Genomic DNA, 10,180 nt, shown 5'->3' on the forward strand with positions numbered 1-10,180 from the left:
CTCGAGCTGGTTCTGACGGTTCGCATTCGGCCCCACCCTGCCAGGGCGAGGCTCGCGCGAGGTGCTGACGGGACGTGTAAGGAAGGCCTTCGCGTAAGTCGTACTCAGCGGTGTTAACGACAGCAGCGGCTACGCACGCGGGTACTTCCAACGGGTGAAGACACTCGACAGCAAGCGCCACAATGACGGTGATGAACCTCTTCAAACGAAAGCCGGACAAGACCGACTTAGCTCTAGTAGTCGCGACCGTCCTCGGGCTCGCGATGGTGCTCTACGCACTCGTCCTCACTCCAGAGGCCGGCGAGTGGGCGGCCGGTGTCCTCGTCAACCTCGGGTCAGCGGTCCTGTTGGTCGTTCCGATCTACCTCCTCAATCGAGGAATTGACCGAAGGATCCAGCAAGTAAAGGTCGAGACCGCAACCCAGGTACAGGCGATCGCCGACCATGTGTCTACTTTCGAGGCCGACGTAGAACGACGCCTCGAAGACGTCGCAGCGTCCGTCACCGCGCGGCTAGCAGAAGAGCGTGAGCGCGACTCCGCAGCGTTCGATATGCTCGTTCACTCTCCGTCTCGGACAACCGTCGAGCACGCACTGGCGCGTGCGCACGAACTTGGGCTCATCCAGCCCAAACGTGGACCACGGGTTTGCGTCTCGGAGGAGTGGAACCTCTACGTCCGTGTCGATTTCGACGAAGGCAGCATGCACTACTCAGCCAACGGATTCGGGATCGAGAACGGCGAGCTCATCGAGTTCGTGGTTGAGAACAAGGAGGGCCGCCAACTCGAACTGGTGCCGTGGCGCGAAGGAGACGAGGTAGCGGACATCATGGTCCGCATCGGGCGAGCGCTCGAACGGGGTGGCACCAGTGACGGCTTTGACGTGGCGCAGTACTTCAGCCGCCTCCGCGATGCGCTCGTTGTCGCGGCATCCCATCCTGACCGGCGCCCAATCTGGCAGTTGTGCCCCCCGCAGTGGGCAGTGACCTCACGCGGCATCGTCTCCTATGGCGACGACGACCCGATCACGGTCACATGCAAGAGCCTGTACGACCCTGGACATTGGCAGCACTCCCTCGAGCGACGGCACCTGGCCGGTAAGCCGAAAATTCACATGCTGTCGTATCACTCTGCCGAGGATGCGGCCCGCGCTCTGCATCCGGAAGAGCCGCCGTTCTAGCCGCGCCGCATCGTGCGCCGGACACGGAGCCGAAGCGTTCGCGGTGCGCGGCAACGCAGACCCGTACCGAACCGCACCTGGCGCGCTCCATGCGATGGGCCCCCCGAGTAAGTCAGCTGTCCTTCTCCGATAGGCAACACTTGTTCCAGTTCAGCGGGTTGCGTTCCGCCCGCGGGTGGCTGCGGCCACACGGCACCAACGCATGCATGAGATACGATCACCGTTGAACGTCGCCGCTGGCTTCGGGCCGGGCACCGACCTCCTGAACTGTTGAGGACGTGCCAGATGGCTGCGGTGACTGATACCCCTGTCAAGGGCAAGATGCTGCGGGCGACCAAGCTGGGCCCGTGTGGTGATCCCGTCGTGGGTACCGGTGGCTGGCCGGTGCAGGTCGTCACGAAGGGTTTCGTGTCGGTCGAGTATTCCGCCGAGGTCGACGACGGTGAGGAGATTGACCAGCGCGATGCCAACGGTGACTCGTGTGTGTATGTGCCGGCGCGGCGGCGGATCAAGTTCTACAACGTGACGGTCACCGCGTGCCGGGTCGACCCGGAGCTGTACTCGCTGTTCACCGGCTCACCGATCGTCGTGGACGAGGACGGTGTCAGCACCGGTCTGCGGGTGACCTCGGCGGTGAACCAAGACTCCGCGGTCGCCCTGGAGCTCTGGTCGGGCACCGCGCAGAAGCGCTGCTCGGGTTCCGCGGTGAACCGCAGGCCCCGCTTCGGGTACTTCCTGCTGCCGCAGATCCTCGACGGGCAGATCGGCGATTTCACCATCGAGAACGGCACCGCGAACTTCACCCTGACCGGCAAGGCGGTGGAGAACCCGGAGTGGGGCACCGGCCCCTATCCGGTGTACCTGCGCACGGCCGGGGTGGCGCCGCTGGCCGATCCGATGGGTGAGCAGGATCTGCTGCACTTGGACTGGACGACGCTGCCGCCGCCGGCCCCGACCGCCGGGCTGGTCCCGCGGCCTGCCGAGGGCACGGTGACGGCGAACGGGCTGAAGGCGACGTTCACCGCCTCGTTCGCCCCGGCCGGCGGGTACACCCTCGATTGGGGCGACGGCTGGGTGACCCCCGGCCCGGCGGTGGGTGCTGCGGCGACGCACGACTACGCCGAGGCCGGCACGTATCTGGTGACGGTGACCGACACCAGCTCGGGCGGTCAGCGGTTCCTGTCCGTCGCCATCGGATGACCGGCCCGCTCGGGCCGGGCGGCTCCTGCGAGTGGCCGGTCGACGTGCAGCAATGCACCGGCTGGGACGAGTATCCCGAGCCGGTACGCGAGCTGGCCGTGGAGGTGGCCGGGCAGCTGCTGTGGATGCTGTCGGGCCGCCAGTTCGGGGTGTGCTCGACCACGGTGCGGCCGGTGCCGCGTGGGCATCCTGGGGTGCGGGTGTGGCGGCGCTGGGAGCTGTACCTGTCGCCGGAGCTGCCCGGATGGACGACGTTCTGCGGCTGCCCCGGCCTCGGACCCGCGGCCGACTGTGGCTGCGACCAGGATGTGCAAGTGAGCCTGCCGGGCGGGGTGCAGCGGGTGCTGCAGGTGCGCATCGACGGACAGGTGCTGGACGCGTCGGTGTACCGGGTCGACAACCGGCGCTGGCTGGTCCGTACCGACGGCGGGCGGTGGCCGGCCCGGCAGGAGCTGACCGCCGGCGACGACGAGCCGGGCGCGTTCGTTGTCACCTATGAACGTGGGGTGCCGGTGCCGGCGGCGGGCCGGTGGGCGGGCGGGCAGTTGGCGTGCGAGATCGCCAAGGCCGCGGTCGGGGACACGAAGTGCCGGTTGCCGCGCCGGGTCGCCTCGATCGTGCGTCAGGGCGTGCACACCGAGTTTGTCGACCCGGCGAGGCTGGCCCGTGACGGGATGACCGGGATCCCGGAGGTCGATGGGTGGCTGGCCGCGGTGAACCCGTACGGGTTGCCGCGCGACAGCGTCGTGTGGTCGCCGGACCTGCCGTCACCGCGCCGGCGGACGTCGTGACCGCGCCGGTGCTGGCGGACGATGTGGCGTGGCCCATCGCGGTCGGGCTGCGTGCCGCCATCCGGGAGGCGCTGAGCGACGCGGTGGGTGGGGCACCCGCGTCGTGCGCGGTGGTGCCCGGCCGGGATGTCGCGATCGATGACTGCTGCGCCGGGCAGGCGTGGGTGCGCATCGTGCGGGTGTACCCAAGCACCGCCGAAGAGTTCCCGAACCCGCGCGGCACACCGGTCGGCGACGGCTGCGACGACGGCGTGTTCTGGGCGGTCGAGCTCGGCGCGGGCAGCGCCCGGTGCGCGCCGGCCGCCGACGACTACGGCAATCCGCCCAGCGATGAGCTGTTGGAGGACGCCGCCCGCACGTTGTCCGACGACGCCGCGCGTATCCGCCGGGCGGTCCTGGTCGACCTGCGCCAGGCGGAGGCCGTGGATGAGTTGTTCGTCGCGGAGCAGTCGTCGGTCGGACCGTCCGGCGGCTGCGTCGGGCAAGAGGTGCTGGTGACGGTCCTGACCGCCCTTTGCGTAGACGAGATGAGGTGAGCGGTGATGCCGACCGTGGGTGAGCTGGTGACGGTGCGGGCGCTATGGCCGATGCCGGGCGTGCCGGACGGGGCGGTGTCGACGCTGTCGTGGGGGCCGCAACTGGCTGCCCTGGTCGACGCCGGTCGCTACGAAGTCCTGCCCGTGCCTGAGTCGCCGGAACCCACCGGCGGCGACGACATGGCGCCGGTCGGGGACGGCGAGCCGCCCGCCGCCGGTGCTGCGCTCGCGCCCGGCGAGCAGGCCGGGGAACGGCCGGGGCGTCGGGCGCGGGGTCGCTGATGGCCGTCACGATCAAGGCCCGTCTGGACCTGTTCCAGCCGGAGATGCGCCGGCTGCTCACCGGCCCGGTCGGGCCGGTGCTCACGTTCGTGCGCGGTGTCGCCCGGCGGGTGCGTACCCGGGCGGTGCTGACCTGCCCGGTCGACAGCGGGCGGCTGCGCTCGGCGCACCGCGAAGAGGTCGGCGTGCGCCGCGGCACGGTGTACGGGCTGGTCACCAACGACGTCGAGTACGCCGAATACGTCCACGACGGCACCGGCCCGCACGCGATCCGGCCGCGCCGTCCCGGTGGGGTGCTGCGGTTCGAGACCGGCGGGCAGGTCGTGTTCACCACGATCGTCAGGCATCCGGGTACCCGGCCGCAGCCGTGGCTGCGCGAGGCGATGGAGCACGAAGCGCGCCAGTCGGGGTTCCGGATCGTGCGCCGCTAACCGAACGACAGGGGGATGAGGATGCGGGAATTCACCACGAGTACAAAGGCAGCCGCCGATGCCGGGCCCCGGCTGCCGGCGGTCGAGTTCGTGCTCGACGGGATAAGGATGGTGTGCCAGGCACCGAAGAACGCGCAGGTGGCGTACCTGGTCGCCGCGGCGTCATCGAACCGCAGTGAGCAGGACCAGGTCGCCGCCGTGCTCGACTTCTTCGAGCAGACCCTGGACCCGGCGTCGCTGATGGTGTTCCGCCGCCGGCTGCTCAACACCCGCGATGAGTTCGACTTTGAGGACGCGATGCGGATCTTCGAGTACGTGTGTGAGCAGTGGTCCGGCCACCCTACTGGGTCGGGTGGCGGCTAATTCATCTTGCCGTCGCCCGCTGGCCCGCGTTCCAGGGCCGGGTGCTTCTCACGACCGGGCAGGATCCGCTCGAGTTGCCGCTACCGTCGCTGCTGAATCTCATCTACGCCTGGTGGACCCGTGATGCGCCGGACAGTGAGGTGGCCAAGTTCGACGCGTCGTTGCAAGCGCCGCCCGCGAGCGCTGACCTTGAGGGCCGCGATGAGTGGTCCGACGACGAAGCCGACGACAGCTTCGCCCGGGCCATGGACGGCTAACTGCCTATCCAGCTGGTCAACCGGGACGGGTAACGGCGGTGAGAATGACGCTGGGGCGATCTCGCGCTTCAAGCGCCGCCTGCTTTCTGCTGTGCCGGCCATGCCCCGGCCGAGCGCGCAGTACTCCTGACCGGCGGTGTACGGTCCGCAGCCGCGGGGAGCACGCGATGACAGCCCGATCACAGCGACCGACCTGCGCATGGGGGCGTTGGTACGTGAAGCCATCGACGCCTGGTTGTCGCATGCCTATAGTCACGGGTATGAGGCATCCGAAGCTTCGCTTGATGGGCGCACATGAGATCCGCGTCCGATTGGGCTTCCTCAGCCGGCAACGCGTGTATCAGATCACCAGCCGGAAAGACTTTCCGAGGCCGGCAGCGGAGTTGGACCAAGGCAAGGTCTGGCGCGGGGAGGAGGTAGAGGCCTGGATCGCCGTGCACCGGCCGCAAGACCTCAACGACGAGGCACGTGAGGGCCTTCGGGAACAGCAGCCGGCAAGGCGATCAAGCGCGGCGGCCGCTACCGAAGCCTCCAATTGACCATGCGGTACACAGCCTCGACGGCCCAGGTTGCGCGATTCCATGTTGGGCGCTGGTTGGAGCGATGTTGCTGGGCCGGAAGTCGTCACGGCCGCTGGAGTTTCGAAAGGACGCGGTGTCGGCGAGCTGCCGGGCCACCGGGAGCTGTGTTACATCACTGCGCGGGGGTGCTCGGGCGCGGAGGCGGGGTGCGTTCCAGCAGGGTGTTCACTGCGGCCTGCACCCTGTCGACGCGGGCGCTGACCTGCTGATCCAGTGTCTTCACCGCAGCCTCGACCTCGTCGACCCGGTCCCTGACCTGGTAGCCGAGTATGGCCGCCACGACCGCCCGGTTGAACGCCCAAGCGGCGCCGACAGTCGGGTTGGTCGCAGCGTCGGCGCCCGGGTTCACGATGCCGCCCGGGAGCACCTTGCCGTTGGCGTCCTTGCCGGGGTCGTAGGTGAGCACCGCGCGGGCCAGCGATTCCCGGCCGGCGGTGCTGCGCGCCCACTCGGTCATCCAGGCGGTGAACTCGCTCTTGGTCACGTCGTCCTCCTCGAGTAGCCCCCACGGGCGGGTGTCGCGTTCCTGGGCGGTCGTGTAACGCGCGGAGAAGTGCGCGTGCTCGGTGTGGGCGTTGGCGCCCGTGTAACGGCGGGCCGTCCAGCCCCAGGACCGGGACCAGATGCGGCGGTTGTAGATGACGTTCTGCAGCCGGTTGTCGCGGCCGTCGCGGTGCCGGGTGACGATGATCTCCACGCACTTGGTCATGGTCCAGCCTGGCTTGCGCAGGTCGTCGTCCACGTCGATGGCGTGGACCTCGTTGACGCGGTCGGCGTCCTCGGACGGCGTGTTGCCGGTCTCGTCGGGGTTGTGGTCCGACGAGCTCGCCGCGTGCGAGGTGTCGCCGATGGAACCGTCCGAGGCCTTGGCGCGGTCCGGGGCGAGCCGGTTGAACTCGTTACGCAAAGAGACCAGGCTCGGCACCAGAATCCAGCTGGCCACTATCGGGACCTCCTCTCTGCTGTGCGGGCGCCTCGGCCGGCTCGGCGGCGGGCGTGTCCCATCCGTCGTCCACGGGATCGCCGGCGTTGGCTTCGGGGTCACGGTCGCCGCAGGGCGGCTGGTCCATGTTCGGCTCCCTTCCAGATGAGCTGGCTCGGTCAGATGTCGTTGCGGCTGCGGCCCGGCCGGGGCGCAACGGCCGGCGGTGGGGTGGCCAGCGCGGTCGCCACCTGGTCGTCGACGCGCGGCTTGACCCAGCCGAAGTAGACGGCGAGGTCGGCGACGGCGGCCAGGGCGAGGGTGACGGCGGCGATCTGGTCGTCGTCGAGCGGCAGGATGTTCAGGGCGGCGATGGCGACCAGGACGGCTTTGAGTGTCGTGGAGACCACGACGCCGACCGCGGTGGGATTCTGCGGGATCATGCGAGCTCCTTCGCAGGTAGCGATGGGTGGGACGGCCGGTGCCTGGACCGACGCGGTGACGGCGGCCCGGCTTCGGGGTCAGGTGATGTTGGTGCCGAGCAGCAGCACCGAGTAGAGGGCCGGCCCGGCGACACCGTCGACGGCGAGTCCGGCTTCGTGCTGCTCGGCCTTGACCGCCGTTTCGGTGGCCGTGCGGAAGTCGCCGTCGACGGCGATGTCCTGGCCGCGGACGTTGAGCAGTGCCTGAAGGACGCGCACGCTCACTCCGGTTGCTCCGCGCTTGAGCATGGGCAACTCCCGCAGGATCTCCTGCGTCGGTGGTGGCGTGCTCGGTGTGCCGGGCTTTGCCGGGGCTGGCTTCGGGGTGCGGGTGAGCGCGCGCAGCTGTTCGACGGTGCCGCGGAAGGCGTTGACGTCGATCTGTCGTCCGGCGACCTTGCCGGAGGAGGAGAACTGCAAGATGGTGGCCTTCGGCCAGCCGCCGTAGCCGGGCTTCCACCACGAGTCGGCGACCTGGCGGTACAGCATCGAGCCGATGTCGCTGCCGTCGACGTAATGCGAGTGCCACAGGTACGGGGTGAGCGCCGCGCCGCGGTATCCGTCGGTGCGCGGCCACCACCAGCTGCCGGAGTAGATCAGGAACGGATGGTTGCCGGTCAGGCGCTTCCACTCCGCGGCCCAGGCGGCCATCTCGGGGCCGTAGCCATCGGATTCGCAGTCGAGCTGGATGAGCCATCCGTCGGGGCCGCCGAGCTTGCGGACCCGCTGGTGGAAATGGCGGGCCTGTGCGGCGCCGTCACCGTCGCGTAGGTAGTGGTAGGCGCCCGGGATCATCCCGGCCTTGGTGACTGCGGCGATGTTGCGGTCGAAGGTCGGGTCGTCGTAGGCAGTGCCTTCGGTCGCCTTGCACACGCAGGCGGTGTAGCCCTCGCGGGCGATCTGGGCGATGTTGATATCGCCTTGCCAGTGCGAGATGTCGACGAGCCAGGTGATGGGCTCGGCCACAGCGCTCCTCTCATCGAGAGTGGAGCGACTGCCGGGGGACAGTGATCTCACTGTAACGCGAGGCTGCGACAGGTTTACGGCGGTCGGACCCGGTCACCTGTTGGCTTCGCTGAAGCCGAGTGAGGATCTAGGCGTCAGTCTGTTTCGGTGACGAGCACCCACACCAGGGACTCGTCGCTCCTGTTGGCCTCTATGCGCAGCAACAGCTCCCAGCCGGCGGCGTTGCTTGGCGGCGCGACTCCATGATCGATGGCGAACTGGGCGGCGTCGTCGCTGTCGAGCTCGTCGACCGCGCACCGAACCCGGCGCAGGATCTCCGGGTCGCAGATGTCAGCCCGGACCTGCTCGACGTGCTGGGTGGTCATGGCTCCAACGCCTCTCCAACGCCCTCGCACCTGCGCCGTAGCGTACCGCCGTCAGCGTTGACGACCCAGACGGTGAGGATCATCCCGCGGGGATGGCCGCGGATCGTATGAGCTGGTCCTGGGCGAGGACGGTGCCTGTTCCACAGGGTTATCCACAGCTTCGGATCCGGCGGTTGCGATCGGGGAACGGGGCGGGAAGAGTCGACTACGTCGGCGAGGTCACCGAACGAGCTGCCGGCCACGGCCGCGCGGCAGGTGGGGCTTAGCTCGTTCCGCAGGCCACCGACAACGGATCAGGGTGCGCGACGCGCAAGGCGTACGAGACGGCGCACGATGCGTGGTCCGCCGACGGGAAGCCCGGCGCGCCGTCTTAGAAGCCGCCGACGCCGCCTGCCGGGCCGCCCAACGTGCCGCCCGGCAGCGGCTCGTCGACGCCGCCCGTGCGAACCCCGGCCCGCTTGGTCCTCGTCCATAGACCCGATGTGGCCAGCGCACCGCTACCGTCGCTGACTTGCACGGCCGAGGCAGAATTACAGCTGTGCAACTGCTGAAGTGCGGCCAGGTGCTATGCGCGCTGATGCTCGGCATCCACCCGGCCCACTACGTGACCTACCAGGGATTACCTGACGCCGCGCCGCAGGCCGCCGTCGCCTCCGGCGCGACGACATTGGATCGGCAGAAGCTGCCTTCGAGGTTCGATTCTGAAGAGCGGCAGGAGCCAGCTCCACAACTCCAGCGGGAACCTGGCACGGCGGAACGGTTGCGAGTCACCCAGACCCTCGACGTCAGGTGGCGGGTCGAAGCCGCCGACGTGCCGGGCCGGTTCGACAGCGAAGAACCGCCGCGCGAAACGGAGTACACCTCCGCCGCGTTGGGCTCGTCGGGTGGCGCAGCCGGTGGACCGTCGGTGCCGCGTCCGGCCACCATCCGAGGCAAGGTTCACATACCCGATATGGTGCCCGGCCCCGACCGGAAGGCGTTCGACAGCGAAGAGCGGCCGCGTGACCTCGAAGAACCCGCCAGTTCTGTCGGTTCCTCCAGCGGTGGCAATGACATCCGGGTCTACCCCGAATCTGCCCAGGCGTCATGGACGGCGTACGACGCCACGGTCGTGACCAGGGACTACGCCTAGCTGAGATCGGCGGGGAGCTGACAAAGAACTCCCGCTATCTGACATTCGGCGGGTTGAAGGCGGTCATCGTTCTATCCCTCCGGTGCCACGGCACGTCCCGACACCTGGACGCGTTGCAGGCCGGACACTTGCGGCGACCGATCGTCGGCGCATCGCGGACATCTGTTCGGGCATGCCGTTCGCGGCGGCAGATCCGTCAGTGCACTGATGTGCAGGATCGTGGCGACAGTCTGCTCGAACGTCGAGTCCTCGCCGATGACGTGCTCTCCGGCTACGCCGAGCAGGTCTTTACCGGCGTACCAGGCGCGCATGTCTTCCGCGGTGAAGTTGACATCTGCGGCGCGGCTGGCGTGGCGGCGCACGGTCTCCTCGAAGGACACGTCGAGGTAGAAGACGTGTGAAGGCCCGGGATGCTCGGCGAGCAGGTTGCGCAACCCGGTGCCGTAGCGGTCGGCGTGCAGGATCCCTTCGAGTACGACGTGATAGCCGGTGTCGAGGGCACTACGGGCGACCGCAGTGATGAAGCCGGGCGCGACCGGGCCCACGTTGCTGCTGTCGTGCTCGCGCAGCACGACCCGGCGCAGGTAGTCCTGCTCGATCTTACCGACCGTCAAGGAATTCATAACGCTCCTGAGCTGGTCAGATACGTCGCGGACATGTCCGTGACGTCGGACGCCTCAGCGGCCGACGTCAC

15 protein-coding genes are annotated in these 10,180 nt (G+C 68.6%); 10 read left to right on the forward strand and 5 right to left on the reverse strand.

The genetic code is table 11. From position 1 onward, the window contains the following. Positions 1-191: 191 nt before the first annotated feature. The 9 genes from AB0K03_RS19530 (at position 192) to AB0K03_RS19570 (ending at position 5,577) form a co-directional block, all read left to right on the forward strand. Positions 192-1,178, forward strand: coding sequence for a hypothetical protein (locus tag AB0K03_RS19530; RefSeq protein ID WP_364686707.1), 987 nt, complete (start codon positions 192-194; stop codon positions 1,176-1,178). 294 nt (positions 1,179-1,472) lie between these two features. Next, complete coding sequence (locus AB0K03_RS19535; protein WP_364686710.1) at positions 1,473-2,378, forward strand: PKD domain-containing protein; 906 nt, start codon at positions 1,473-1,475, stop codon at positions 2,376-2,378. Next, positions 2,375-3,169 carry a hypothetical protein gene (locus AB0K03_RS19540; protein WP_364686713.1) on the forward strand — a complete coding sequence of 265 codons (795 nt, stop codon included), beginning with the start codon at positions 2,375-2,377 and terminating at the stop codon, positions 3,167-3,169. Before AB0K03_RS19535 ends, AB0K03_RS19540 begins: the two co-directional genes overlap by 4 nt. Next, on the forward strand, positions 3,166-3,705 hold the full coding sequence (locus tag AB0K03_RS19545) for a hypothetical protein (protein ID WP_364686716.1): 540 nt from the start codon (positions 3,166-3,168) through the stop codon (positions 3,703-3,705). The genes AB0K03_RS19540 and AB0K03_RS19545 overlap by 4 nt, the downstream gene beginning before the upstream one ends. Positions 3,706-3,711: 6 nt before the next feature. Further along, positions 3,712-3,987, forward strand: a complete 276-nt coding sequence (locus tag AB0K03_RS19550) for a hypothetical protein (RefSeq protein ID WP_364686719.1) — start codon at positions 3,712-3,714, stop codon at positions 3,985-3,987. Further along, positions 3,987-4,418, forward strand: a complete 432-nt coding sequence (locus AB0K03_RS19555) for a hypothetical protein (RefSeq protein ID WP_364686722.1) — start codon at positions 3,987-3,989, stop codon at positions 4,416-4,418. Before AB0K03_RS19550 ends, AB0K03_RS19555 begins: the two co-directional genes overlap by 1 nt. 15 nt (positions 4,419-4,433) lie before the next feature. Beyond that, positions 4,434-4,781 (forward strand): hypothetical protein, encoded by a 348-nt coding sequence (locus AB0K03_RS19560; RefSeq protein ID WP_364686725.1) that lies wholly within the window; start codon positions 4,434-4,436, stop codon positions 4,779-4,781. 41 nt (positions 4,782-4,822) lie between these two features. Next, the gene (locus AB0K03_RS19565) at positions 4,823-5,038 is read left to right on the forward strand and encodes a hypothetical protein (protein ID WP_364686728.1); all 216 of its coding nucleotides are present in this window, start codon (positions 4,823-4,825) and stop codon (positions 5,036-5,038) included. Between the two features lie 260 nt (positions 5,039-5,298). Then, positions 5,299-5,577 carry a hypothetical protein gene (locus AB0K03_RS19570; RefSeq protein WP_364686731.1) on the forward strand — a complete coding sequence of 93 codons (279 nt, stop codon included), beginning with the start codon at positions 5,299-5,301 and terminating at the stop codon, positions 5,575-5,577. A gap of 154 nt (positions 5,578-5,731) precedes the next feature. Here AB0K03_RS19570 and AB0K03_RS19575 read toward each other — a convergent pair whose 3' ends face one another. The 4 genes from AB0K03_RS19575 to AB0K03_RS19590 all read right to left on the reverse strand — a co-directional run bounded on the left by AB0K03_RS19575 (position 5,732) and on the right by AB0K03_RS19590 (position 8,354). Next, positions 5,732-6,562 (reverse strand): hypothetical protein, encoded by an 831-nt coding sequence (locus tag AB0K03_RS19575; RefSeq protein ID WP_364686734.1) that lies wholly within the window; start codon positions 6,560-6,562, stop codon positions 5,732-5,734. A gap of 158 nt (positions 6,563-6,720) precedes the next feature. Beyond that, complete coding sequence (locus AB0K03_RS19580; protein WP_364686737.1) at positions 6,721-6,984, reverse strand: hypothetical protein; 264 nt, start codon at positions 6,982-6,984, stop codon at positions 6,721-6,723. A 78-nt stretch (positions 6,985-7,062) separates the two neighbouring features. Beyond that, positions 7,063-7,989, reverse strand: a complete 927-nt coding sequence (locus AB0K03_RS19585; RefSeq protein WP_364686740.1) for a GH25 family lysozyme — start codon at positions 7,987-7,989, stop codon at positions 7,063-7,065. A 134-nt stretch (positions 7,990-8,123) separates the two neighbouring features. After that, positions 8,124-8,354, reverse strand: a complete 231-nt coding sequence (locus tag AB0K03_RS19590; RefSeq protein ID WP_364686743.1) for a hypothetical protein — start codon at positions 8,352-8,354, stop codon at positions 8,124-8,126. Positions 8,355-8,892: 538 nt separating this feature from the next. Between AB0K03_RS19590 and AB0K03_RS19595 the strand changes: the two genes are divergently transcribed. Then, on the forward strand, positions 8,893-9,486 hold the full coding sequence (locus AB0K03_RS19595) for a hypothetical protein (protein WP_364686746.1): 594 nt from the start codon (positions 8,893-8,895) through the stop codon (positions 9,484-9,486). Positions 9,487-9,557: 71 nt separating this feature from the next. Here the strand turns inward: AB0K03_RS19595 and AB0K03_RS19600 are convergent, their stop codons facing one another. Further along, complete coding sequence (locus AB0K03_RS19600) at positions 9,558-10,109, reverse strand: kinase (RefSeq protein ID WP_364686749.1); 552 nt, start codon at positions 10,107-10,109, stop codon at positions 9,558-9,560. Positions 10,110-10,180: the final 71 nt, after the last annotated feature.

This window comes from Actinoplanes sp. NPDC049316, from assembly GCF_040677315.1.
Classification (GTDB): domain Bacteria; phylum Actinomycetota; class Actinomycetes; order Mycobacteriales; family Micromonosporaceae; genus Actinoplanes.